This is a genomic window from Ruegeria sp. CH5 (assembly GCF_056537025.1).
Genome location: NZ_JBQFQT010000003.1, coordinates 275,313 through 298,871, shown reverse-complemented (window position 1 = coordinate 298,871; position 23,559 = coordinate 275,313). Strand labels below are relative to the sequence as shown.

General features: G+C 63.6%; 31 protein-coding genes. 12 read left to right on the top strand and 19 right to left on the bottom strand.

The genetic code is table 11. The features are described from left to right. Positions 1-29: 29 nt before the first annotated feature. Positions 30-464 (bottom strand): glyoxalase superfamily protein, encoded by a 435-nt coding sequence (locus ACR0JC_RS11810; protein WP_170341985.1) that lies wholly within the window; start codon positions 462-464, stop codon positions 30-32. Between the two features lie 176 nt (positions 465-640). Further along, positions 641-1,492 (bottom strand): bifunctional helix-turn-helix domain-containing protein/methylated-DNA--[protein]-cysteine S-methyltransferase, encoded by an 852-nt coding sequence (locus ACR0JC_RS11805; RefSeq protein ID WP_170370256.1) that lies wholly within the window; start codon positions 1,490-1,492, stop codon positions 641-643. Positions 1,493-1,624: 132 nt separating this feature from the next. Here ACR0JC_RS11805 and nth point away from each other — a divergent pair, with 132 nt between their 5' ends. Further along, complete coding sequence (gene nth, locus ACR0JC_RS11800; RefSeq protein WP_170341981.1) at positions 1,625-2,269, top strand: endonuclease III; 645 nt, start codon at positions 1,625-1,627, stop codon at positions 2,267-2,269. Next, entirely contained in the window at positions 2,266-3,255 is a 990-nt protein-coding gene (locus tag ACR0JC_RS11795; protein ID WP_170341979.1) for an adenosine kinase, read from the top strand. The genes nth and ACR0JC_RS11795 overlap by 4 nt, the downstream gene beginning before the upstream one ends. A gap of 224 nt (positions 3,256-3,479) precedes the next feature. Here the strand turns inward: ACR0JC_RS11795 and ACR0JC_RS11790 are convergent, their stop codons facing one another. Further along, positions 3,480-4,703 carry a SulP family inorganic anion transporter gene (locus ACR0JC_RS11790; protein ID WP_170341977.1) on the bottom strand — a complete coding sequence of 408 codons (1,224 nt, stop codon included), beginning with the start codon at positions 4,701-4,703 and terminating at the stop codon, positions 3,480-3,482. Positions 4,704-4,991: 288 nt separating this feature from the next. Here ACR0JC_RS11790 and ACR0JC_RS11785 point away from each other — a divergent pair, with 288 nt between their 5' ends. Together ACR0JC_RS11785 and ACR0JC_RS11780 are read left to right on the top strand one after the other, a co-directional pair. Then, a complete protein-coding gene (locus ACR0JC_RS11785) occupies positions 4,992-5,282 on the top strand; it encodes a glutathione S-transferase N-terminal domain-containing protein (protein ID WP_170341975.1) in 291 nt (96 codons plus the stop codon). A gap of 9 nt (positions 5,283-5,291) precedes the next feature. Continuing rightward, positions 5,292-5,690: a glutathione S-transferase domain-containing protein gene (locus ACR0JC_RS11780; RefSeq protein ID WP_170341973.1), complete on the top strand. Its 399-nt coding sequence runs from the start codon at positions 5,292-5,294 to the stop codon at positions 5,688-5,690. Between the two features lie 35 nt (positions 5,691-5,725). On the opposite strand, the gene ACR0JC_RS11775 is transcribed toward ACR0JC_RS11780, so the two are convergent. Beyond that, positions 5,726-6,211, bottom strand: a complete 486-nt coding sequence (locus ACR0JC_RS11775) for an RNA pyrophosphohydrolase (protein ID WP_170341971.1) — start codon at positions 6,209-6,211, stop codon at positions 5,726-5,728. A gap of 135 nt (positions 6,212-6,346) precedes the next feature. Between ACR0JC_RS11775 and ACR0JC_RS11770 the strand changes: the two genes are divergently transcribed. Next, positions 6,347-8,374: an NADPH-dependent 2,4-dienoyl-CoA reductase gene (locus tag ACR0JC_RS11770; RefSeq protein WP_170341969.1), complete on the top strand. Its 2,028-nt coding sequence runs from the start codon at positions 6,347-6,349 to the stop codon at positions 8,372-8,374. Positions 8,375-8,481: 107 nt separating this feature from the next. On the opposite strand, the gene ACR0JC_RS11765 is transcribed toward ACR0JC_RS11770, so the two are convergent. Both ACR0JC_RS11765 and ACR0JC_RS11760 read right to left on the bottom strand, forming a co-directional pair. Continuing rightward, positions 8,482-9,414 (bottom strand): glycosyltransferase family 8 protein, encoded by a 933-nt coding sequence (locus ACR0JC_RS11765; RefSeq protein ID WP_170341966.1) that lies wholly within the window; start codon positions 9,412-9,414, stop codon positions 8,482-8,484. A 125-nt stretch (positions 9,415-9,539) separates the two neighbouring features. Continuing rightward, a complete protein-coding gene (locus ACR0JC_RS11760; protein WP_170341071.1) occupies positions 9,540-9,977 on the bottom strand; it encodes a DUF4399 domain-containing protein in 438 nt (145 codons plus the stop codon). 229 nt (positions 9,978-10,206) lie between these two features. On the opposite strand from ACR0JC_RS11760, the gene ACR0JC_RS11755 reads away from it, so the two are divergent. Continuing rightward, on the top strand, positions 10,207-11,112 hold the full coding sequence (locus ACR0JC_RS11755; RefSeq protein ID WP_093964122.1) for a LysR family transcriptional regulator: 906 nt from the start codon (positions 10,207-10,209) through the stop codon (positions 11,110-11,112). Between the two features lie 56 nt (positions 11,113-11,168). On the opposite strand, the gene ACR0JC_RS11750 is transcribed toward ACR0JC_RS11755, so the two are convergent. The 4 genes from ACR0JC_RS11750 to ACR0JC_RS11735 are packed head-to-tail and all read right to left on the bottom strand — an operon-like array spanning position 11,169 to position 14,079. Next, positions 11,169-12,068 (bottom strand): OmpA family protein, encoded by a 900-nt coding sequence (locus ACR0JC_RS11750; RefSeq protein WP_170341964.1) that lies wholly within the window; start codon positions 12,066-12,068, stop codon positions 11,169-11,171. Then, a complete protein-coding gene (locus ACR0JC_RS11745; RefSeq protein WP_170341962.1) occupies positions 12,065-12,637 on the bottom strand; it encodes a peroxidase-related enzyme in 573 nt (190 codons plus the stop codon). The genes ACR0JC_RS11750 and ACR0JC_RS11745 overlap by 4 nt, the downstream gene beginning before the upstream one ends. Before the next feature lie 12 nt (positions 12,638-12,649). Then, positions 12,650-13,360, bottom strand: coding sequence for a GNAT family N-acetyltransferase (locus ACR0JC_RS11740; RefSeq protein ID WP_170341960.1), 711 nt, complete (start codon positions 13,358-13,360; stop codon positions 12,650-12,652). Beyond that, a complete protein-coding gene (locus ACR0JC_RS11735; protein ID WP_170341958.1) occupies positions 13,357-14,079 on the bottom strand; it encodes a competence/damage-inducible protein A in 723 nt (240 codons plus the stop codon). The genes ACR0JC_RS11740 and ACR0JC_RS11735 overlap by 4 nt, the downstream gene beginning before the upstream one ends. A gap of 50 nt (positions 14,080-14,129) precedes the next feature. Between ACR0JC_RS11735 and sfsA the strand changes: the two genes are divergently transcribed. Continuing rightward, positions 14,130-14,837, top strand: a complete 708-nt coding sequence (sfsA, locus tag ACR0JC_RS11730) for a DNA/RNA nuclease SfsA (protein WP_170341956.1) — start codon at positions 14,130-14,132, stop codon at positions 14,835-14,837. Between the two features lie 29 nt (positions 14,838-14,866). Here the strand turns inward: sfsA and ACR0JC_RS11725 are convergent, their stop codons facing one another. Continuing rightward, positions 14,867-15,262 (bottom strand): RidA family protein, encoded by a 396-nt coding sequence (locus ACR0JC_RS11725; RefSeq protein ID WP_254429964.1) that lies wholly within the window; start codon positions 15,260-15,262, stop codon positions 14,867-14,869. A 251-nt stretch (positions 15,263-15,513) separates the two neighbouring features. Between ACR0JC_RS11725 and map the strand changes: the two genes are divergently transcribed. After that, the gene (map, locus tag ACR0JC_RS11720) at positions 15,514-16,326 is read left to right on the top strand and encodes a type I methionyl aminopeptidase (protein ID WP_170341954.1); all 813 of its coding nucleotides are present in this window, start codon (positions 15,514-15,516) and stop codon (positions 16,324-16,326) included. Here the strand turns inward: map and ACR0JC_RS11715 are convergent. From ACR0JC_RS11715 to ACR0JC_RS11700, 4 genes are read right to left on the bottom strand one after another with little or no spacing between them, the layout of a single operon-like run. Beyond that, positions 16,314-16,493, bottom strand: a complete 180-nt coding sequence (locus tag ACR0JC_RS11715; protein ID WP_170341952.1) for a hypothetical protein — start codon at positions 16,491-16,493, stop codon at positions 16,314-16,316. The two genes, map and ACR0JC_RS11715, sit on opposite strands and share 13 nt — an antisense overlap. A gap of 23 nt (positions 16,494-16,516) precedes the next feature. Next, positions 16,517-17,152: an HAD family hydrolase gene (locus ACR0JC_RS11710; protein ID WP_170341950.1), complete on the bottom strand. Its 636-nt coding sequence runs from the start codon at positions 17,150-17,152 to the stop codon at positions 16,517-16,519. Continuing rightward, entirely contained in the window at positions 17,145-17,708 is a 564-nt protein-coding gene (gene rsmD, locus ACR0JC_RS11705) for a 16S rRNA (guanine(966)-N(2))-methyltransferase RsmD (protein ID WP_170341948.1), read from the bottom strand. The genes ACR0JC_RS11710 and rsmD overlap by 8 nt, the downstream gene beginning before the upstream one ends. After that, positions 17,705-18,916: an NAD(P)/FAD-dependent oxidoreductase gene (locus ACR0JC_RS11700; RefSeq protein ID WP_170341946.1), complete on the bottom strand. Its 1,212-nt coding sequence runs from the start codon at positions 18,914-18,916 to the stop codon at positions 17,705-17,707. Before ACR0JC_RS11700 ends, rsmD begins: the two co-directional genes overlap by 4 nt. 99 nt (positions 18,917-19,015) lie before the next feature. Between ACR0JC_RS11700 and ACR0JC_RS11695 the strand changes: the two genes are divergently transcribed. The 4 genes from ACR0JC_RS11695 to ACR0JC_RS11680 all read left to right on the top strand — a co-directional run bounded on the left by ACR0JC_RS11695 (position 19,016) and on the right by ACR0JC_RS11680 (position 20,587). Continuing rightward, entirely contained in the window at positions 19,016-19,501 is a 486-nt protein-coding gene (locus ACR0JC_RS11695) for a peroxiredoxin (protein ID WP_170342425.1), read from the top strand. 120 nt (positions 19,502-19,621) lie between these two features. After that, a complete protein-coding gene (locus tag ACR0JC_RS11690) occupies positions 19,622-19,867 on the top strand; it encodes a glycine zipper 2TM domain-containing protein (protein ID WP_093964393.1) in 246 nt (81 codons plus the stop codon). A gap of 11 nt (positions 19,868-19,878) precedes the next feature. Beyond that, positions 19,879-20,226, top strand: coding sequence for an EF-hand domain-containing protein (locus ACR0JC_RS11685; RefSeq protein ID WP_170341944.1), 348 nt, complete (start codon positions 19,879-19,881; stop codon positions 20,224-20,226). 49 nt (positions 20,227-20,275) lie between these two features. Continuing rightward, positions 20,276-20,587 carry a hypothetical protein gene (locus tag ACR0JC_RS11680; protein ID WP_170341942.1) on the top strand — a complete coding sequence of 104 codons (312 nt, stop codon included), beginning with the start codon at positions 20,276-20,278 and terminating at the stop codon, positions 20,585-20,587. Here ACR0JC_RS11680 and ACR0JC_RS11675 read toward each other — a convergent pair. The 4 genes from ACR0JC_RS11675 to ACR0JC_RS11660 are packed head-to-tail and all read right to left on the bottom strand — an operon-like array spanning position 20,584 to position 23,328. Then, positions 20,584-20,877, bottom strand: coding sequence for a 4a-hydroxytetrahydrobiopterin dehydratase (locus tag ACR0JC_RS11675; protein WP_170341049.1), 294 nt, complete (start codon positions 20,875-20,877; stop codon positions 20,584-20,586). The two genes, ACR0JC_RS11680 and ACR0JC_RS11675, sit on opposite strands and share 4 nt — an antisense overlap. Further along, positions 20,874-22,061: a GNAT family N-acetyltransferase gene (locus ACR0JC_RS11670; protein WP_170341939.1), complete on the bottom strand. Its 1,188-nt coding sequence runs from the start codon at positions 22,059-22,061 to the stop codon at positions 20,874-20,876. The genes ACR0JC_RS11675 and ACR0JC_RS11670 overlap by 4 nt, the downstream gene beginning before the upstream one ends. Positions 22,062-22,108: 47 nt before the next feature. After that, the gene (locus ACR0JC_RS11665) at positions 22,109-22,876 is read right to left on the bottom strand and encodes a glycerophosphodiester phosphodiesterase family protein (protein ID WP_170341937.1); all 768 of its coding nucleotides are present in this window, start codon (positions 22,874-22,876) and stop codon (positions 22,109-22,111) included. Continuing rightward, entirely contained in the window at positions 22,873-23,328 is a 456-nt protein-coding gene (locus tag ACR0JC_RS11660; RefSeq protein WP_005980179.1) for a RidA family protein, read from the bottom strand. Before ACR0JC_RS11660 ends, ACR0JC_RS11665 begins: the two co-directional genes overlap by 4 nt. Positions 23,329-23,559 lie beyond the last annotated feature (231 nt).

Below are 23,559 nucleotides of genomic sequence, written 5' to 3'. Positions count from 1 at the left end.
GCGCGGACAGGCACCTTGCCCCGTTTTCGTCAGGCCGGGCGTACCACCAGCTGCGGTTCGCCGTTCGACGTATGGCGGGCTGACCGACCGTCCCAGCCTATCTGACCGCTGACGCGCTGGCGGAAGGCCGAGAAGGTGTCAAAGGTCACCACGTCGACCGGGGTGTCGAACTGCAGGGTGATCCGCCGGTGCGCACCGTCGCCCAGCATCGTCAGGCCGCGGATTTCCCCTGTGAAGGGCTGGCCCAGATAGGTGCCCTGCACGCGGTCTCCGACCTTCAGGTGCAGCCGGTTTCCGGCCATCGCGTGCAACGTGTTCCAGTCGCGCGCGCCGTGCTGATGAGCGATCATCTCAAGCGATTGCGCATGGCTCAGGGCCACGCCGGCGCCACGCAGTTTCTCGCGCAGGCGTTTGGCCTGCACTTTCAGCTCGCCCACGGGGGCGATGTTTCGGGTCTGTGTCATGTCTTGCCTCGTTTCCAAAACGGGCGCGAGTATTGGACGGGGCTCGCCTTGCCATCCGCGCGCCGGGAAAGGGCAACAGATGTGTTTTGAACCGGGTTTCACCAAAGCCAAAGGGCCGCGAGCGGCAGGAGACCCGAACCTGCGCGCCTTGTGGCAGGCGCGCGGGCCTTAGTCAATCAGGCATCGGCCTGCGCCGCCTCATAGGCCAGCATGGCGCGTTTGACGGGCAACCCCCAGTGATAGCCGCCCAGCCCCCCCGATTTGCGCAGCGCGCGGTGGCAGGGGATCAGCCAACTGACCGGGTTGCGGCCCACCGCCGTGCCCACCGCCCGCACCGCCTGCGGCGTGCCCACGGCCTGCGCGATCTGAGAATAGGTGGTCACCTGGCCCGAGGGGATCTGCATCAGCGCCTCCCACACCTTGATCTGCAAGGGTGAGCCGATCAGGTACAGTGGTGTTGGTTCAAGCCGGTCACTGGCCGCGCCAAAGGCCGACAGGACCCACGGGCGCAGGCGCATCGGATCCTCGACAAAGTCGGCCAAAGGCCAGCGCGACAGCATGTCCTGCATCGCGGCCTCTTCGCCGGTCTCGGCGGCAAAGGCCATGCCGCAGATGCCCTTGGCCGTCCCCATCACCAGCGCCGGGCCAAAGGGGCTTTCGAACCAGCCCCAATAGAGGGTCAGCCCGGCCCCCTTGCGGGCATATTCGCCGGGGCTCATCGCCTCCCATTTCAGGAACAGGTCGTGCAGGCGGCCGCTGCCGGACAGACCGACACTATGTGCGGTCTCCAGCGTGGTAAACCGCTCGCGCAGCAGCGCCTTGGCATGGCCCAGCGTCAGGTATTGCTGGTAGCGTTTCGGCGACACGCCCGTCCAGCGCGAGAACAGGCGCTGAAAATGGGCGGGGCTCATGTCCATCTGGCGGGCCAGTTCTTCCAGCGACAGCGACTCGCCGCCCTGGTCGATCAGATCGATCGCGCGCCGCATCACGTTGTAGTGGTAACCGGATTCGGATGTCTGGACGTTCATGGCATTCACCTTGCTGTGGCTTGCCCCATCCTAGCCGCGCTGGGCCCGACCGTGCGACCCGAAACTTGCGCATTGCCGGTGCAGCGGGCTTTGGGCTTGTCACCCGGCACCGCGGGCGGCATTAAGGCCCGGATGGCAAAGCAGCTTGATTATCACACGATCCGCGAGATCTTTACCCGGTTCCAGCAGGCCGACCCCGAACCCAAGGGCGAGCTTGGGCATGTGAACGTGTACACGCTGGTCGTCGCCGTGGCGCTTTCTGCGCAGGCGACCGATGCGGGCGTCAACAAGGCCACACGCGCGCTGTTCAAGATCGCGGACACACCGCAGAAAATGCTCGACCTCGGCGAAGAGGGGTTGATCGAGCACATCAAGACCATCGGCCTGTTCCGCCAGAAGGCCAAGAACGTCATCAAGATGTCGCGCATCTTGGTCGAGGACTACGGGGGCGAGGTTCCCAACTCGCGCGCCGCACTGCAGTCGCTGCCGGGCGTCGGGCGCAAGACCGCGAACGTGGTGCTGAACATGTGGTGGCGATACCCGGCGCAGGCGGTGGACACCCATATCTTTCGCGTCGGCAACCGCACCGGTATCTGCCCCGGCAAGGATGTGGATGCCGTGGAACGCGCCATCGAAGACAATATTCCCGTGGACTTTCAGCTTCACGCCCATCACTGGCTGATCCTGCACGGCCGGTACCACTGCAAGGCGCGCAAGCCGCAATGCGGCACCTGCCTGATCCGCGACCTGTGCCAATTCGAGGACAAGACCCTATGAAAACCTATCACCTGACCGGCATCGGCAACGCCGTTGTGGACGTCATCTCTCAGGCCGACGACAGCTTTCTCGAGATGATGGGGATCGAAAAAGGGATCATGCAGCTGATCGAACGCGAACGCGGCGAGGTGCTGTATGCAGCCATGGAAAACCGGGTGCAGACGCCGGGCGGGTCGGTGGCCAACACCATCGCGGGCGCGGGTGCGCTGGGTCTGGACGCGGCCTTCATCGGGCGGGTGCATGATGATGCACTGGGCCGGTTCTATGCCGATGCGATGAACGAGGACGGCGTGGATTTCGTAAACCCGCCCGTGCCGGGGGGCGAGCTGCCGACCTCGCGCTCGATGATCTTCGTGTCGCCCGATGGCGAACGGTCGATGAACACCTATCTGGGCATCTCGTCGGAACTGTCCTCGACGGACGTGCCGGCCGAGGTGGCGGGCAACAGCCAGATCATGTTCCTCGAGGGGTATCTGTTCGACAAGGAGAAGGGCAAGACCGCCTTCCTCGAGGCTGCGCGCGACTGTCGCAACGGCGGCGGCAAGACCGGCATCGCCATCTCCGACCCGTTCTGCGTCGAGCGTCATCGCACCGATTTCCTGCTGCTGATCGAACACGAGCTGGATTTCGTGATCGGCAACGAGGCCGAGATCAAATCGCTGTTCGAGACCGACGATTTGGAAGAGGCGCTGCGGCGCACGGCTGCGATCTGCCCGCTGGTGGTCTGCACCCGCTCGGGCGACGGGGTGACGGTTCTGCATGACGGCATTCGCATCGACGTGCCGGTCGAGAAGGTTGTGCCGGTGGACGCCACCGGCGCGGGCGACCAGTTCGCCGCCGGATTCCTGTTCGGCATGGCGACGGGCCGCGACATGGAGACCTGCGCCCGCATCGGCAACGTCTGCGCCAGAGAAGTGATCAGCCATATCGGCCCGCGCCCCGAGGCGAACATGCTGGAACTGCTGCGGGACGAAGGGTTGGTTTGAGCGGGGGCACCCGCTCAAAGGCTACCGCCTAAAGGGCAGGATCTCGGCAATCAAGCCGTCGGGGTCCCGCCGAATCCAGCGGATGAGCTTGGGCGTAGTTTGGGTGTTCTCCGGCACCACGCACAGGTTCGCTGTGCTTTGCACACCAAAATTCAGCAACCGGCCATATAGCGCCGGTGGACGCCAGCCAGTTCAACCTGTTCAGTTGAGGGCGCGTGGGTTCCTCACCGATCTGGCGGGGTCCAGTCCGTCTGGACCGACTCGCGCCGGCTAAGCCGCAGGGCAAGCCCGATGGCGACGCCGACACCGATGGCCACGGTCAGGTCGATGAAGACGGTCAGCAGCATGGTCAGAACCAGCAGCGCCCGATCGCTGGGGCGCGCGCGGGCATATTCACCCCATTTGTGCGGCTCACTCATGTTCCAGGCGGTGATCATCAGCAGCGCGGCCAATGCCGGCATGGCCAGATAGCCCGCCGCCGGGGCCGCAACCAGCATGATCAGCAGGATCGTCAGCGCGTGGATGATGCCCGCAACCGGCGTCTTGCCGCCCGCCTTGATGTTCGTCGCCGTGCGCGCGATTGCCCCGGTGGCCGGCAGCCCTCCGAACAGGGCCGAGGCGATGTTGGCCGCGCCCTGGGCCGTCAATTCCGCGTTGGGCCTGTGCTGCCCGCCGATCATCCGGTCGGCGACCATGGCCGACAGCAGCGATTCCACTCCGGCCAGAAAGGCGATCACGACCGCCGAAGGGAACAGCTCGACAAAGCGCGACAGCGACAGGTCGGGCAGCTGGGGCGCAGGCAGGGTCGAGGGCAGATCACCGAACCGCGAATGGATCGTGTCGACCCCCAGCCCCATCAGCGCGACCAGCGCCGAGGCAACGCCGACCGCGATGATCAGCCCCGGAAAACGCGGCGCGATCCGGCGCAGGGCAACGATCAGAACGGCCGCCAGCAGGGCGGTTCCCGTGGCCGGCAGGTTCAGCGTGTCGCGCGCGTCCCATAGCGCGGGTACTTTCTCAAGAAATTCGGCGGGCAGATTTTGAATCGACAGGCCGAAGAAATCCTTGATCTGGCTGGTGGCGATGATGACGGCGATGCCGATGGTAAAGCCGTTGACAACGGCCTCGGGCACGAATGAGATCAATCGCCCGGCCCGGAAATAACCCGCGATCAGCAGGATGAACCCTGCCATGAAGGTGGCCATGACCAACCCGTCATATCCGTGTTCGGCAATCACGCCGAACACCACCACGATGAAGGCGCCGGTCGGGCCTCCGATCTGGACCCGGCTGCCCCCCAGCGCCGAAATGACGAACCCCGCGACGATGGCCGTGACCAACCCCTGCGCCGGGTCCGCGCCCGAGGCGATGGCGATCGCCAGGCTCAGCGGCAGGGCCACCATGGCAACCGAAATCCCGGCGATCAGATCCGCCGTAAACTGAGCCATGTCATAGGTTTTGAGCGTCGTCAGAATCTTGGCTGGCGCATGAAATCCACCATCCGCAAAAGGCCGCTACTGCTGCGCGGCCCGGGAAACGCGCCAGATTTGCGCCGATTTATGCACCGGGTCAAGTGTGGCAAGTGTGCGCAGTCGATGCGCGCGGTCCACCCGGGAACCACCCGCGAAACAGTGTGTTTGTTGACTGTGGCGTTCAGGCAGGCGGCCCACCGATTTTTCTGGCGGGCTTGGCCCGAACGTCGCTATGCTTTCGGCACCAAAAAATGGGAGGCTGTCATGAGAGCGCTGCTGTTCACGACGGGATCGCCATTTGCACGGGCGGTCAGGATCGTTCTGGACGAACTTTCGCTGGATTTCGAAAGGCGAGAGGAGATCACCACGCCCAGCGCCGAGCAACGCGCGCAGGCGACTCCGACATTGCAGGTGCCGACATTCTGGGACGGCGATCTCGTGCTGTGGGAAAGCGGCACCATCGTCGAATACCTGCTGGCGACCTATCCGGACAGGCCGGAGGCTGCGCCCAAGCTGGCGCCCTTTGCCTATCGGCCCGGAGACGCGCAGTGGTAGGACAAGCTGGTGTTCTCGACCATCCAGACCTTCGGCAACGCAGCCACGACCATCTCGCAAATGAAATGGTCCGGGGTGGGCGTGGACCAGAACGCGCATCTGCAGCGGTCGGCCGAGAAGCTGGCCCACATCCTGGGCTGGCTGGAAGACCGGCTGACCGGCGAGGACGGATTCGTGCCGGGCTACCTGTCGATGCAGGACATCTTTCTGGCCGCCCATGTGCGTTTCGTGCAGGCCCGGCCGCTTGGGGTGGATCTGAAGCTGGACCGTTACGGCAAGGTTTCGGCGCTGCTCGACCGGCTGGATGCGCGCGACAGTTTCAAGGCAAACCCGATCTGGTGGTGGGAACCGGGCGTCGTCAGCTATGAGCCCGACGGCACGCCTGTCTACGCAAAACAGAATGCCTGAGCCGGGACGCCGGAGCGGAGTTGCGGCGGCCCGATTTAGCGCAGATACCCACGAAAAGCCTCCATGACGCGCTCGTAGACCTCGCGCTTGAAGGGCACGATCTCGGCGATCAACCGTTCCGGGTCCTGCCATTTCCAGCGGGTGAACTCGGGGTGGTCGGTCTGAATGTCGATCTGGTCGTCGGTCCCCAGGAACCGCAGCAGGAACCATTTCTGCTCCTGCCCACGATAACGGCCCTTCCAGATGTGGGGCACGATGTCGTGCGGCAGGTCATAGGGCAGCCAGCCGTCGGTCTCGGCCACGATTTCCACGAGGTCGGGGGTGACGCCGATTTCCTCCTGCAATTCGCGCAGGGCAGCCGCGCGCGGAGATTCACCCTCGTCCACGCCGCCCTGGGGCATCTGCCAGGCGTCCTCGAACCGGTCGTTGCGCTGGCCGACGAAGATCTGGCCCTGATCGTTCATCAGCATCAGGCCCACGCAGGGGCGGTAGGGCAGTTTGGCGATCTGTTCTGGGGTCATGGGCGGGCCTCGTGATGTGGTTGGCCAAGCTGTAGCAACTGGCAAAGCGGCGGCAAAGGGGGTGACGTCAGGTTTCGCGTGACACCGGCGCGGTGCGGCGCGATTGTCGGCCCCGAATTGAGGGAGAGTTTCAAGATGACTGCGTACCCGAACCTGCTGGCCCCGCTGGATCTGGGCTTTACCACGTTGAAGAACCGGGTCCTGATGGGCTCGATGCATACCGGGCTGGAGGAAACCGGCGACTGGAACCGGGTGGCCGAATTCTATGCCTCGCGCGCACGCGGTGGCGTGGCGCTGATGGTGACGGGCGGCATCGGGCCGAACCTCGAAGGCTCGGTCCTGCCCGGCGCTGCGATGATGGCCAGCGACAAGGATGTGGCCAATCATTCCGTCGTCACCGACCGGGTGCATCAGGCGGGCGGCAAGATCGCCATGCAGATCCTGCATGCGGGCCGCTATGCCTATGGGCCGAAATGCGTGGCCCCCAGCCCAGTGAAATCGCCGATCTCGCCCTTCCCCCCCAACGAGTTGGACGAAGAGGGCATCGAGAAGCAGATCAGTGACATCGTTAACGCCGCCGTGCTGGCCCAGAAGGCGGGCTATGACGGGGTCGAGATCATGGGGTCCGAGGGGTATTTCATCAACCAGTTCCTGGTGACCCATACCAACAAGCGCACCGACCGCTGGGGCGGGTCCTATGAGAACCGGATGCGCCTGCCTCTGGAAGTGGTGCGCCGCACCCGCGAGGCGGTGGGCACCGATTTCATCATCATCTACCGCCTGTCGATGATCGACCTTGTGCCCAACGGCTCGACCCATGAAGAGGTGGTGCAGCTGGCGCAAGCGGTCGAGAAGGCCGGGGCGACGATCATCAACACTGGCATCGGCTGGCACGAGGCTCGGATTCCCACAATTGCCACCAGCGTCCCGCGCGCGGCCTTTGCCTGGGTGACGAAGAAGCTGATGGGCAAGGTGGGGATTCCGGTCATCACTTCGAACCGGATCAACACGCCCGAAGTCGCCGAAGAAGTGCTGTCGACCGGCTGCGCCGACATGGTCTCGCTGGCGCGGCCGATGCTGGCGGATGCGGATTTCGTGGCCAAGGCGATAGCCGGTGAATCGGCCAAGATCGCGCCCTGCATCGCCTGCAACCAGGCCTGCCTGGATCACACCTTCAGCGGCAAGCTGACATCGTGCCTGGTGAACCCGCGCGCCTGCCACGAGACCGAGCTGGTGATCGAAAAGGCCGCCGCGCCCAAGCGCGTGGCCGTCGTGGGCGCGGGTCCGGCGGGCCTGTCCACCGCGATGACGGCGGCTGAACGCGGCCATGACGTGACCGTGTTCGACAAGGCCGACGAGATCGGCGGCCAGCTGAACATGGCCAAGCAGGTGCCGGGCAAGGAAGAATTCTGGGGCTTGGTGGACTGGTATCGCACCATGCTGGACACGCTGGGCGTCACTGTGGAACTGGGCCGCGCGGTTGGCGCCGACGATCTGGCCGGGTTCGACGAGGTGGTGATCGCCACCGGCGTCAACCCGCGCGACCCGCAGATCCCCGGCGAGGACCGCGACAATGTCGTGAACTATATCGACGTGCTGCGCGACAAGGCCCCGGTGGGCAAATCGGTGGCCGTGATCGGCGCCGGCGGCATCGGCTTCGACGTGTCGGAATACCTGCTCGAGGAAGGCCACTCGCCCACCACCGACCTGCCCTTGTGGATGAAGGAATGGGGCGTCGCCGACCCTGAACAACACCGCTCGGGCCTGGCGCCCGAAGGCCCGCAGCCCGAGGCGCCCAAGCGGCAGGTCACGCTGCTTCAACGCAAGAAGCAGGCGCATGGCAAGGGGCTGGGCAAGACCACCGGCTGGATCCACCGCGCGACGCTGAAGATGAAGGACGTGAACTTCGTGGGCGGCGTGAACTACGAGCGCATCGACGACGAGGGGCTGCATGTCTCATTCGGAGAAGAGCGCGCGGACCCGACGGTTATCAAAGCCGAAACGATTGTCCTTTGTGCCGGACAGGTGCCCGAGCGGTCGTTGGCCGATGCACTGATCGAACGCGGGATCACCCCGCATGTGATCGGCGGCGCGGATGTGGCCGCGGAACTGGATGCCAAGCGGGCGATCAACCAGGGCACGCGGCTGGCCGCTGCACTTTAGGGAAGACCCGTTCCGTCCACTGCCCCAAGGCGAGAACACCCAGACAAAAGAAAGCCACCCGAACGATGCCCGGGTGGCTTTTTTGAGAGTTGAGCCAATTCCCCGCCTTAAACGGAAAAAGTCAGACCTGTCTCGTTCTCGAACAGTACCAAGTATTCCTGGTAGTCCCGAAAGGCGCGGCGCAGAAGAATTTGTGACGCTGGCTTCGCGCGCCAGGGCTTCTTGCCTCCGATATAGTGCCACATCTTCGGGTTCCGGCTTGCCTGTTTCAGTTGGTTTCGAAATTCGGCAGAGGTATGCCGGAATTTCGGACTGTGAGCGTCGTACCAAATCTGCGGCCGCGTGTTCCATTGCTGAGGAAGTCTGAGCCACTGACCCGCAAAAATCTGGTTCATCCGATCCTGCTCGGGCAGGTCGTGGATATGCGGGATCAGCTTGTCGAAATCGCCCAGCTCCTTGCCTGCGGGTGAATTCCGGATCGCTTCGCAATCCATCAGAAGGATGCCCGCGTTGAAGTAGTTCTCGCCGGGCAGAAAGCCCAACCGGATGCTGCGCAAAACGCGTGTGACCGACTTTTGGTGTTCGTGCCCCGGCCTCAGAACACTCTGCAGGGATGGGCGCAGAAAGCGGCCTTCGCCCAACGTGACCAATCCCATGTCGACACAGGCCCCGATCCCGTGGCCACTCATGTCGAGCTCCTGCAACTCGCAGACATCGCCCAGCACAAGAGTGTCGGCGTCAATGAACAGACACCGGCCCGAAAAGAATTCGGGCAGAAACAACGGCAGCAGCGTGATTTTCGGGTATTTCGTCTTGAACTCTGAAAACCGGCCGAGCGTTTCGGACTGGAACTCCCGGTAACAAACCGTGCCGTTGTCGACCGCACGATCCAGCTGGTCGACGGCTGCGATGTCTTGTGCGGTAAAATCCTGACCGAAAACGGTAACGTCAACAGGCCGGCTGGCGTTCTTGACCACGGAATAGGCCGACAGCAATGCGGGATACAGAAAGTTCCGGTCGACCCCAAAAACAACGTTCATTCAAATACCATGGCTCCGCCCCCGATCAGAATCGTGTATAGGCGACGCAAGCACATGTAATCAAACCGAAACCGTCCCGCCGCTCTCGGCGGGTTGGTCCCGGCGCTGCGGTTGACCGGTACGGGTTACTCCACAGTGATCGTTATCACCTCGGAAACGATCGGCGTCGCGTGAGGCACATGACCCGCATCGCCCAGGACCAGTTGCAACGTGTGCGTCCCGGGGGCAAGCTCCAACGTGACTTCGGTCTGACCACCACCGAAATGCAGGTGGTTGTCATCAGCCGGCAGCCCATATGCCAGTTCGTCGGCCCCGTCCTCACCCTGACCCAATGGGGGGCGATCGATCAGCAAATGGTGATGGCCGGTGTTTTCCTTTTCCGTCCCGGCTGGCGCAACGCCCATACCGCGGAGGCCAAAGACCACCGTCACCGGCGACGTTACCGTGTCGCCGTCCGACAGGTTGACGAAATAGACCTCAGCGTCCGGGTTCGATGGCGTCTCCCCTCCGGCCCAGGCCAAGGGGGCAAACAGGCAAAAAATAGTTGCTAGAATGGCTTTCATGATCTCCTCCCTGGTCACAAAAATGCCATTCTGACTTTAGCACGTTGCGAGAAATTACCAGAAAAGAACACGCAAACAGGGGGCGGATGCAGGAGGGAAACCACTGTTTCCGCGTTTCCGAAGCGCAAACGATCCGATTCAAAACCCTGATATTATCCCATGTCTGCCCAGTTTCCGCCCAGATTGGAGGCGATGGTCGGTCAACGAACAGACGACCTGGGGAACGAGAATGGACCGACTGACAGAAATGGAGGCCTTCGCCAACGTGGTGGACCAAGGTGGTTTCACCGACGCGGCCAAAAAGATGGGCATTTCCAAATCAGCCGTGTCAAAGCACGTGTCGAGCTTGGAGGCCCGCTTGGGCGCGCGTTTGCTGAACCGCACGACGCGCCGCGTGTCGCCGACCGAGATCGGGCTGGCCTATTACGACCGCGCTCGCCGTGTGCTTAATGATGCAGGCGAAGCCGACGCGCTGGTGACGTCGATGCAATCGGCGCCTTCAGGTCTGCTGCGCATCAGTGTGGCTACTGATTTCGGGGTGAACCACCTGTCGCCCGTTCTGTCCGGTTTCCTGGCGGCCTATCCCGACATCACCGTGAACATGGTCTTGAACAATCGCTATGTTGAGCTGATTTCCGAAGGGTTCGACGTGGCCGTGCGCATCGGCGAGCTGGAAGACAGCACCCTGCGCGCCCGCAAGCTGACCGAAACGGTCAAACGCATGGTTGCGGCCCCCAGCTATATCGAGAAGTTCGGGCGCCCGGCAAAGATCGATGACCTCAACGAACACAAGCTGCTGCATTACTCCAGCCAGTCCTCGGGCAACGTCTGGAAGTTGACCGCGCCCTCGGGCGAAAAGAGGCAGGTGCGCACGGCCGGTTGGCTGAGCGTGAACGACGGTCAATCCCTGTTGAATGCGGCGATCTCGGGCCTCGGAATCGCTTACCTGCCCAGCTATCTCTACGCGGACGCGCTGAAATCCGGCCAGGTGGTCGACGCGATGCCCTCGCTGCCGGACGAGGTTCAGGGCGTCTATGCGGTGTACCCGCCGGGCCGGTTCACCCAGCCCAAGGTGCGGGCGTTCATTGATTTCCTCGTCGAGTCCTTTGCCGAAAAAGGTCCGATGGATTGGTAAGACCTCCCAGTGAAGACTGACCGGCCCGCGCAAGTTGCGCGGGCTTTTTTTCTTGGTCAGTTCAACAGCAGAACAGCCTCGACCCGGCGGTTCTGTTCGCGCCCTTCCGGGGTGGCGTTGGAAACGATCGGGGCGAGGTAGCCGACGCCCTGCGCCTGCACGCGGTCCTCTGCCACTCCATGTGCCTCGATCAATCGCGCACGGACAGCCTGGGCGCGGCGTGTGCTAACTTCGATATTGGCCTGCAGGTCGCCGGTGTCATCGGTGTGCCCAACCAGCGCCAGCCGCGCGCCGGGGGTCTCGGCCAGGTAGCCAGCCAGCAGGCCCAGCGACTCGAACGGCCCGGCCCCCAAGGCGACTTCGCCTGTCTCAAAGCTGAGATCGCCGAGTATTACGTGTCCATCCCGCACCAGGTTGGCAACCAGCCCGTCGCCCCCAATCACCGTTTCCTCGACCACCAGCGGCGGTGGGGTCTGACCCTTCGGAGTGACGCGGATCATCTGCACATACCCGTCGGGCGGGTTTCGGCTGATCAGCAAGGTCAGGGCTTCGGCTCCACGAGTGGCTGACAGAAATCGATAATCATTGATTGCGACATACATGTCGGGCGTCGGCACCACCTCGGTTCCAAAGCGGAAGTCGAACCCACCGCAAGTGCGGGCCTCACATTCAAAAGCGATCTCGAAACCCTGCGCCTTGAGCTGATCCCGCAGCGGGTCGAGGATCTGCAGCGTCGTGCTGGAACCGGCCTGCAACCGCCATGTGGTGCGCTCGATCCGGCCTTCGACCGTGCGCGCGGGAACGGCGTTGTCTGCAAACGGGCCGGTCGGCAATTGGTAGCTGTCCAGCGGGCTGACGCGCTGGCTGATTTGTCGGGCGCTCGCTGGCAGCGACAGGTCCTGCGCCGCCGCAGGACCCGCGATCAGACAGAAAAGAAGGACAGAAAATCGGGTCATCGAAACTGCGCGTGATACTCGTCATTGGGCACCATCGCCGTGGCACTGGCGACCCGGTTGGACATGTTGAAGAAGCCCGCAACATTTGCGATGTCCCAGATGTCGCGGTCGGTGAACCCCGCATCGCGCAGGTGCTGGCGGTCCGGTTCCTCGATCTCGGCGCTGGCGGTGGTCATCTTTGCGGCGAAGTCCAACATCGCGCGCTGGCGGGCATCCAGCGGCGCCACACGGTAGTTCATCACCAGCATTTCACCCAGCTTGGGATCACCTGACAGCTGACGCACGGCGGCACCATGGGCCACCAGGCAATAGAAGCACCGATTGATCGACGAGACCACGACTGCGATCATCTCACGTTCCAGCTTGCTCAGCCCGCTGTCCGCCAACATCAGGTCATTGTACATGCCCGTGAACGCGTTCAGCTTGTCGATGTCAAAGGCGTTTGCCTTGAGTACGTTCGGGACCATGCCCAGCTTCTCGACGCAGATATCGAAGTATTTCTGCGTCTCGGGCGGCAGCGGATCCACCATTGGCAGGTCAAGCGCGGTGGGCATGTCTCGATCGGTCACGTCTGTCTCCTCTCAGACCAGCTGGCGATAGTGATACTCTCCGACGCGTTCCATCCCCAGAGAGTGGTAGAGCGCGTTGGCGCCGGTATTGGCCTTGGTGCAGATCACGCTAAGGGTATGCGCGCCATTGTCCAGCGCCCAAAAGGCCGCGGCGCGCATTGCCCATTGGCCCAGCCCCTGCCGGCGGTGGGCGGGTACGATCTCAAGCGCGTGCAGCATGGCGATACCATCATGTATGGCGACATAAGCGGTGCCGGCCGGTTGATCGCGGTGACGCAGCAACAGTCCGGTTTTCGGACCTGTTGCCCGTTCCATCACGGCCAGCCGGGCAGGCCCGATGCCACCTTGGGCCCAGATTTCGCGCATGATTGCCAACGGCTCCCACAGGCAGAACACCGTGACCGGCGGGACCGGCTGGTCCGTCAGCTGTGAGACCGGGCAGGCATAGATGTTGACCGGATCCAGTACCTCGTATCCGCGTTGCGCGAGGGTTTCGTCCAGGTCCGCGTCGTGGGGGCGCAGGCAGAAGATGCGCTTTTGGCCCATCGCAAGCATGGCCGCCTCGGCCGCCTCGATGTCGGTCGCTGTGACCGGGCCGGTACGGCTGGCCGCCGATACGCGTGATCCACCGCCCTGCCCTTCGCGCAGCAGAAACGGACCCAATTGCTCATACCATGCGGCGGGCCAGGTGCCATCGACCACTGCCGCCCAGTCTACCGTCACAGGCCAAGCTCCTTGGCCAGTCGCGTCGTGACCGCATCGATACGCGACCCGTCAGTGCCCCGAACAACCACGTTGGCCCCGAAGACGCCGTTGATCTGGAACGGGTAACACCCGATCGACACGTCGCCGAATTCCTCGGCCACGGCGGCCAGGGTCGCAGCAATGTCACCTTCTCCCCGATCTACGCGCAGGGTCTGCGACAACAATGGCTTGCCTCCGGTCAGGGTGGGCAGCACGCTGGCTACCATCGCCTGGAAGACCAATGGGACGCCGGCCATCACATGGACATTACCTAGTGTGAACCCTGGCGCGGTGGAAACCGGGTTGTCGATCAGCGTTGCCCCGTCAGGGATGCGCGCCATGCGCAGGCGCGCTTCGTTCAGCTCCAGCCCCGATTGGTCGTAGTGCGCCTGCAGCAGGGCGCGGGCATCGTCTCGCACATCGATTTGCGCCCCGAACGCGCGGGCGATGCAATCGGCGGTGATGTCGTCATGGGTAGGGCCGATGCCCCCGCTGGTGAACACATGGTCATAGCCCTGCGACAGCGCCGTGACGGCGGCCTCGATCGCCGGTGCCTCGTCGCTGACGATGCGGACCTCTTTCAGATCGATGCCGTGTTTGGTCAGCTCCTGCGCCAGATAATGCATGTTGGCGTCGCGGGTTCGGCCGGACAGGATTTCATCCCCGATCACCAGCATTGCAGCGGTTGGGTTGGGCATGGCACGCTCTCCTCTTGATCGACCTTTGCGGCAGGTATAGGCCCGGAACCATGCGCTTTCAAACCCCTCTTGTGCCCGCCCGCCTGATCCGCCGCTATAAACGCTTTCTGGCCGACTGCAGGCTTGAGGACGGGCGCGAGGTGACGGCCCATTGCGCCAATCCGGGTTCGATGATGGGTCTGGCCGAACCGGGCGAAAAGATCTGGCTTGAGTCTAATGAAGACCCGAAGAAAAAGCTCAAATTCGGCTGGCGGCTGGTCGATCATGAAAACGGCCATTTTACCGGCGTTGATACTTCGGTCCCCAACCGGGCCTTGCGCGCTGCGCTCCAAGCCCGGGAGATCCCCGCATTGGCCGCCTATGAAACCGTGCGGCCCGAGGTCAGATACGGCCAGAACAGCCGCATCGACTTTTTGCTGACGCAACCCGGGCTGCCCGACGCCTATGTCGAGGTCAAAAGCGTGACCCTGTCGCGCGAACCGGGGCTGGCCGAATTCCCCGACAGCGTCACCGCTCGGGGCACCAAACATCTGGGGGAGCTGGCTGAAATGGCCGCGCAAGGACACCGGGCCATCCTGCTCTACCTTGTTCAGCGCACGGACTGCCGCAAATTCGCGTTGGCCGCGGATATCGATCCGGCCTACGCGGCAGCGTTTGCGACTGCCCGGGCCAATGGGGTTGAACACGTGGTCTGTGGTACGCGCATCTCACCGGATGGCGTCTGGGTTCAGCCGCAGGCGACGATTTCCAGCGACTGAAGGCCGGTCGATTTCCGCCGCACAGCAATTCAATCGGGGACGACGGCGTCGACCTCGATTTCAACCAACCATTCGGGATTTACGAACCTGTTGATCGCCATGATCGTGTCCACGGGTCGCGCGCCCAGACAGTACAGCTTGCGGGCCTCGATCGCCTGCTTCCAATTGTCGATATCGGTCAGGATCACGCGGGTTCGGACGATGTCCTGCAAACCCGATCCGGCACGCTCCAGCGCATCCTTGATGATCTCAAAGCATTGCTTGGTCTGCAGATAGACGTCCCCGACCCCGACTGTCTTGCCTTGCGCATCGACCGGGGCAGTCCCCCCGACCGCGATGAAATTCCCCACCCGGACGGCGCGGCTGAAGCCGACGACCGCCTCCATGGGGTTTCCATTCGATATCAGTTCCCGTTTCTGCGACATTCATCCGGCTCCTCTCTTCCCGACCAAATGAGTCTGTGTACATTCATTTGGCCCCAAATCCGGGCATCGGTCGAGGCCTTTTGACGCCGGGCCGGACCACCCGCGCAAAACGCGGCAACGTCCCTTGACGTTTCGCCCCCCGCATCCAAATTCAGATCAGGGCAGGCACCCGCGTCCCTGCGCCCTCTGGTACTTTCTGCACAAGCAGCGTAGAAAGGATGCTGCGCAGAATTTTTTGGAGCCCCGCACGAATGAAAGAGCATCGTGGCCGTCTGACGAAGGACGGTATCCGCATCTACGAACAGGCTGACTTTGCCGGCATGCACGCGGCAGGGGCTCTGGCGGCGCGCATCCTCGATGATATTGCCGAGCATGTCTTTCCCGGCCAGACCACGGGCGAGATCGACCGGATCATCACCCAGATGGTTGAGGACGCCGGCGCGAAATCGGCCACTATCGGTTACAAAGGCTATCAGCACGCCAGCTGCATCAGCGTGAACCACGTGGTCTGCCACGGGATTCCCGGGGACAAGAAGCTCAAGGATGGCGACATCCTGAATATCGACGTGACCGTGATCGTCGACGGTTGGTTCGGCGACACGTCGCGCATGTACGTGGCCGGAAAGCTGCCGCGCAAGGCCGAGCGGCTGATCCAGGTGACCCACGACGCCCTGTTCAAAGGCATTGAGATGGTCAAGCCGGGCAACACCTTCGGTGACATTGGCCATGCGATCCAGTCTTACGTCGAAGCCCACCGCATGAGCGTCGTGCGCGATTTCTGCGGGCACGGGCTTGGCCGCGTGTTCCACGCGCCGCCCAACGTGCTGCATTACGGCCGCCCGGGCACCGGCGCGGTTCTGGAAGAAGGTATGTTCTTCACCATCGAGCCGATGGTAAACTTGGGCCGTCCCGAGACCAAGACGCTGGCCGATGACTGGACCGCCGTGACCCGCGACAAGTCGCTGTCGGCGCAGTTCGAGCATTCGGTGGGTGTGACGGCGGACGGGTTCGAGATCTTTACCCTGTCACCGGGCGGCAAGTTCCACCCGACTTACTCCTCCTGATCGGCAGCCTGATCGCGTAGAAGCTTCAGCAGCATGGTGTCCGGGCCCCAAGGCGTCACCGCGTCCTGAATAAAGACGGGTGCGGGCCGAGGCTGTGGCTCGGGTCCTGAGGTGGCCTGCGCCTGGAACCGGGCGGGCCAGAGTGGGCGTGAAAGTGCGCGGTCCATGACCGCAGTCTAGCACAGGCCGGTCAATGACCCAAAAGCCGCGGCACCTCTTTCATGTCACGGATGACTTCAGCCCCGAGCCCGGCCATGCGCGCGCCGTCATTATGCGGCGCATAGGCAAGGCACCTCATCCGGGCCTGGATCGCGGCGGTCACACCGTTCGCACTGTCCTCGATGACGACCGGCGACTTCGCACCGAAATGTCGAGCCGCGGTCTGGAACAACCCCGGTTCGGGCTTGGCGCTGCCGACCTCATGGGCCGAGAAGATCGCGCCCTGGAACCGGTCCCACAGCCCGTTCTGGCCCAGGGTGATCTGCATCTTCTCGCGACGCCCGTTCGAGGCCACACAGAATGGAATGCGCTGTTCGTCCAGATGGCGCAGCAACTCGGGGATTCCCGGAATCACGGGAACACCCGCGCGCAGAACATCATAGATCTGCGCATAGATCTGCTCGGTCCAGTCATCGGGCAGGTCAGCACCCATCTTGCGAGCCGAGTCCCGGACGCCCGACATGGTGCCGCCCACGAACATCGACATGCAGTCCTGCAGCGACAGGTTCAGCCCATACCCGGCCAGGTTGTCGACCATCACTTGGTTGGAGATCGTTTCACTGTCGACCAAGACACCGTCGCAATCAAAGATCACCAGATCATGCATGCGTTCCGTCCCGCCACATCAGAGAGATATGGGTGTCGCCGTATTTGCGCGCATCGTGCAGCCTGAAGCCTTCGGGCGGGGCCATCGGGGCGTTCTCTTCCCAGACCACCAGCGCGCCATCGGCCAGCCGGCCGCCCTTCAGCGCCGCTGCCAGAGCCTTTTGCCCCAGTCCCTTGCCATAGGGCGGGTCGAGGAAGATCAGGTCGAACGGCGCGCCGGGATTGTCGCCCAGCCGTGTCGCGTCGCGGCGGATCAGGGCGGTGCGGTCGGCGCTGCGGGTCAGGTCGATATTTTTGCGGATCAGCCCCTGCGCTACCCGCCCGTCATCGACGAAGGTGACATGCGCCGCGCCGCGCGACAGCGCCTCGAGCCCCAGCGCGCCGGTGCCGGCGAACAGGTCCAGCACCCGCAGCCCGTCGAAATCGATCAGGTGGTTCAGCACGTTGAACAGGCTTTCGCGCACCCGGTCGGTGGTGGGGCGCAGATGCGCGCCCGCATCCCCCTTGCCGACCGAGGCCAGCGCCCGGCCCCGGAAGTCTCCGGCGATGATCCTCACGCCTTGAGCAGCGGTTTCAGATCCGCTGCCGGGTCGGCCACCACCGCCGGATCGGCGGTTTTCCCTGCGTCGATCAGGCGCTTGCCGACCATGTAGGCGCGCGGGTCGTTCATCGCGTCCACCGCCAGCAACTGATCGCCCTGGTAATACCAGAACGAGGTGGTCGCCCCCTCGCCCGGTCGGGTTACGACCCGGTCATAACGCGTGTTCAGCCCGGCGATTTGCAGCTTCACGTCATACTGGTCCGACCAGAACCAGGGCGTGGCCACGTAATCCTTGCCCGCGCCCAGCATGTTCTGCGCCACTACCTCGGCCTGGTCGATGGCGTTGGGCACGCTTTCCAGACGGATGCGCCGGCCCTTGTAGGGGAACGAGGCGCAATCGCCCGCCGCCCAGATATCGGCGGCAGAGGTGCGGCCCTGCACATCGGTTTTGATACCGTTTTCGATGGCAAGCCCGGCCGCTTCGGCCAGTTCGGTGGCCGGAGCGATGCCCACGCCGATCACCACGAAATCGACCTCGAGTTCGGTCCCGTCGCCCAGCACCGCGCCGGTGACCTTGCCATTCTCGCTGGTGATCCGGTCCAGCCCTACGCCTTCGCGGATGTCCACGCCATGCGCGCTGTGCAGTGCGCGGAAATAGTCGCTGGTCTCGGGGGCCGCGACACGCTGCAGGATGCGGTCAGCCATCTCGACCAGCGTCACCTGCACGCCGCGTTTGGCGCAGACCGCCGCGGCCTCGAGCCCGATATAACCGCCGCCCACGATCAGCGCCCGCGCGCCTTGGGTGACGGCGGGGGCCATCGTGTCCACATCGGCCAGCGTGCGCACCACATGCACGCCCGCCAGGTCTCCGCCGATCGCGGCAGGCAGGCGGCGCGGATGCGAGCCGGTGGTCAGGGCAAGCTGGTCGTAGGATATCACCTCACCGCTTATGGTCACGGTCTTGGCCGCCGGGTCGATCGCGCCCACCTGCTGGCCCAGACGCAGGGTGATATCGTTCTCGGCATAGAAACTTTCGGGGCGCAGGTAGAGCCGTTCAAGCTCCATCTCGCCCAGCAGATAGGCCTTGGACAGCGGCGGGCGCTGATAGGGCAGCACGGGTTCCGCCCCGATCAGGGTGATCGCCCCGTCAAACCCGCCTTTGCGCAGCCCGGCCACCAGTGATGACCCCGCCTGCCCGGCTCCGATCACGACGATATGGCTCATCTGGTCCGCCCCCTGTCGATTTCCCGTGGCTTGTGCCACCCGCCCACCTATATTGCGGCAAGGAGCGAGTTTGCAATTTCAATCGACAGGAGCATGAAGATGATTTCAACCGGCGACACCCTGCCCGAAGCAACCCTGATCCAGATGGGCGCTGACGGACCGGAAGAGGTGCGGGTCTCCAGCAAGGTCAAGGGCCGCAAAGTGGTAATCTTTGCCGTGCCCGGCGCGTTCACCCCTACCTGCCACTCGGCCCATGTGCCCAGCTTCATGCGCACCAAGAACCAGTTCGCGGCCAAGGGCGTGGACGAGATCATCTGCGTGTCGGTCAACGACCCTTTCGTGATGAAGGCCTGGGGCGAGGCCACGGGTGCGACCGCGGCCGGGCTGACCATGCTGGCCGATCCGGCCTCAGAGTTCACCAAGGCGATCGGCATGAATTTCGACGCCCCGCCCGCCGGCCTGATCTCGCGCTCCAAGCGCTACGCGATGCTGGTCGAAGACGGCAAGGTCGTGGCGCTGAACCTCGAGGAAAGCCCCGGCGCCTGCGAGATTTCGGCCGGAGAAGGCTTGCTCGAAGTCATTTGACAGGGCGGCCCCGGTGCGAACCGGGGCCATGCCACAGGTCATGTTGGATGAAGGCCAATTAACTTGGCCCGCACCGTCGGAATGTGTCAGTGTTCCTGCATGGGAACCGGGAGCTCATTCATGAAAAGATTTTTAGCAGTCATTACTTTGGGCGGCGCGGGGCTGTTGACCGCGTGCGGGCCTGCGCCAACACCGCAGCAACAGGCTGCGCGCCAGCACGAGATCGCCTGTCTTGGCGGCACTCTGGGCGGAGCGTTGATCGGCGGCGCCATCGGCAACCAGTTCGGAGGTGGGTCGGGCAAGGATATTCTGACCGCAGCCGGCGCCGTGGCCGGCGGGGTCGAAGGCCAGAGATTCGCATGCTGAGGAGCGCCAGGATGAAACACTCGGTTCTATTGATGTCGGCCCTGATGATGGCAGCACCTGCCGCAGCAGACAGCGTGGCCGAACTGAATGAGCGCGAATTGAACGCGATCGACGCCAACAATGACGGTTTCCTGTCGCGCGACGAATTCGATGCCTTTTCGGATTATGCCTATCAGGAAATGGACGATGACAAGAACGGCACGCTCGGTCTGGACGAAGCCAAGCCGTTCATGGATATCAAGATGTTCCAGAAGATTGACCGCAATCGCGACAACTCTATCTCTCGGTCAGAGTATGACTCGCAGATGAATGACGATTTCCTGTCTGCGGACAAAGACCGGAACGGTCAGTTGGATTGAGGCCCGGCGCCCCGGAACGGCTGACCCTGTGACCAACAGGAGCGCAGGCATGAGAGTATTTCATTGGCTTGGTGCGGTCGTATTGCTGGCAGCGTGCGACGTCCCGCAGGCGCCGGTCGTGACCGGGCCGGATGGGCAAGCGCGCATTCAGATCAATACGGCTGGTCTGACCTGCTATCAGACGCGCTGTCTCGACATCAATCCCGCGGCGCGCAGCGTGCGGATGATGGGCAACCGCACCGCCGGGATCCCGCGCGACATCGAAGTGAGCGACGGCACCGTGACCCCGGCCGAGTTCCGCCGTCTGGGCGAGGTAGCGATGCTGGCTGGGGGCATGGGGTCGCGGGGCGACCGCGGCTAAAGCAGGCTGTCCATCTTGCGCGCAAGCTTGGCGTCCTGAGACGACAGGCCGCCTACGTCATGAGTGGTCAGCACCACCTCGACCGTGCGGTAGACGTTGGACCATTCGGGATGGTGGTTCCATTTTTCCGCAAAGATCGACACTTTGGTCATCCAGCCGAAGGCATCGACAAAATCGTCGAAGATGAAGGTCTTGGTGATCGCGTCACGATCCTTGACCATGGTCCAGCCGTTCTTGAACAGCGGATCCAGCAGCGGGCCACGGGTCTCGGTCGACAGAAGTTCGCTCATTGCTGTTCCTCCGGGTTGGCTTTTCTGAACGGGCCGTAATCCGTCAGAATTTCGATCTCTTCCCCCACCGCGCGGGCCTCGGCCTCGAGATACCGCGCGACGGCGTCAGCAAAGCCGGGATCGGCGATCCAGTGCAGGCTGTGCGTGCGCGTGGGCAGATAACCCCGCGCCAGCTTGTGTTCTCCCTGCGCGCCGGCTTCGACGCGGTCAAGACCATGCGCGATGGCAAAGTCGATCGCCCTATAGTAGCACAGTTCGAAATGCAGGCAGGGGTGATGTTCGTTGCAGCCCCAATAGCGCCCGAACAAGGTCTTGCGCCCGATGAAGTTCAGCGCCCCCGCGATCGGGTATCCGCCCCGCTCGGCCAGCACCAGCGCCACGTCATCGGCCATGGTTTCGTGAACGATGTCAAAGAATTGCCGCGTCAGATAGGGCGAGCCCCACTTGCGTGCGCCGGTGTCCTGATAGAACTCCCAGAACGCGTCCCAGTGTTCGGGGCGCAGATCGGCACCGGTCAGGGTGCGGATCTCGCCGCCAAAGGCATTGGCCTCCGCCCGTTCCTTGCGGATGTTCTTGCGTTTGCGCGAAGACAGCGCGGCGAGGAAATCGTCGAAATCGGCATAGCCGTCGTTCAGCCAGTGAAACTGCTGCGAGTCGCGCGCCAGCAGGCCCATCCGCTGCCCGGCCAGCGCCTCGTCCTGGGTGCAGAAGGTAACGTGAAGCGACGACAGGCGGTTGTCGGCGGCCAGTTGCACCGCCCCCTGCACCAGCGCCGACATGGCGATCCCGTCATAGCCGGGCCGTGTCAGGAACCGCCGCCCGGTCGCCGGGGTGAAGGGCACAGCGATCTGCAATTTGGGGTAATACCGCCCGCCCGCGTTTTCATAGGCATGGGCCCAGCTGTGATCGAAGATGTATTCGCCCTGGCTGTGCGACTTGGCAAACATCGGCGCGGCCCCGATCAGCAGGCCGTCCAGATAGGCGGTCAGGTATTGCGGCTGCCAGCCGGTGCCCCGCCCGACCGAGCCGCTGTCTTCCAGCGCGCGCAGGAACCGGTGCGTGGTGAACGGGTCCAGCGGGCGGGTGCCGTCGGCGGCCTCGGGGCAGGCGCAACTGTCCCATTCGGCCGCCGGGATCTGATCCAGCGCCGACAGAACCCGTATCTCGATCTGTGACTGGTCCATGTGCCCTCCTGCGTCCCCTGAACTATCTGTGACGCCAGCAGCCGGGTTCAACCCGGAATGGCGGCCAGATAGTTCTCGAAGGTCACGTTGTCGGCCACCTTTCGCGCCTCGGCCTCCTGTTCGGCCGAGCGCACCGTCCAGCACAGGATCGGCACGCCTTGCGCCTTCAACTCGGCCACGCGGGGGCGGGCCAGGTCCTGCACCTCGTGGCTGATGAAGCTGGCGCCAACCCGGTTGAAATCGGGGATGTCGCGCAGGTGGTCGCAGACCTCGGCCGGCAGATGCTCGACTTCGGGCTTGTAGGAACAGGTCGTCAGCCCACGCGGAATCTCCGGCGCCAGCCGGGCCAGCTCGGCCACGGAGTTGGGGTTGAACGACATCAGCGCGACCGGACCGTCATAGGACTTCAGCAGCGCGACCGCATCCCGTTCCAGCCGCCCGTCCACAGGCCCCATCGCACCGTGCTGATCCTTGAACTCGATCAGCAACGGCACGCGGCCCGCCACCAGTTGCAGAACTTCCTCGAGCGAGGGGATACCCTCGTCCCCGTGCAGCAGCGGAAGGTCCGCGGCCTCGGCCCGGGTGATCTGCTGAATGGCGCCCGGCCGCCCGGTCAGGCGCGTCAGATCATAGTCGTGGAACACCATGGCATGGCCGTCCGACGTCAACTGCAGGTCAATCTCGATCCCGTAGCCCGCAGCAATGGCGGCCCGGATGGCCGCCCGGCTGTTTTCCGGGCGGTTCTGGCGAATGTCATGCAACGCCCGATGCGCGATCGGCGCGCCCATGAACACACGAGGCAGAGACGGTGTCATTGGATCTCGAAAATCCCTTCGATCTCGACGGCCACGCCCAGCGGCAGCGATGCGGCGCTGACGGCCGAGCGCGAATGGCGGCCGGCATCGCCCAGCGCCTCGACCAGGAAGTCGGACGCGCCGTTGATCACCTGCGGCTGGTCGGTGAAATCGGCGGTCGAGTTCACGAATCCGGTCAGCTTGATCACCCGTACCAGCTTGTCGATGTCCCCGCCGCAGGCCGCTTTGACCTGGGCCAACAGGTTGATGGCACAGACCCGGGCCGCCGCCGCACCGGCGGCCACATCCATATCGGCGCCCAGCTTGCCGGTTATCAACGCATCGTCCTTCGAGATCTGGCCCGACACATAGACGATGTTGCCCACCCGCACGAACGGCACGTAATTGGCTGCCGGTGCGGGGGCGTCCGGCAGGGTCACGCCCAGGGATTCCAGTTTGGCTGCGATGCTCATGTGATTGTCCTCAACTTCATGTGACTCGGGCGGACGCTAACCGGGAACACCGCCCACGGAAAGCCGGAAACCGGCAATTTCGCATTTGCCCGCGATTTGGGCAGGTCTCCACTCATGCGGATGTGTTGAATGCAGGCCACTTTACCCGGGTCCGGCGCGCGGGTTAAACGCTAGGAGTTTCCTTTCGAGTGCGAAACGACTATGTGCCGTTGAATTGGTCCGTTGTGCCAA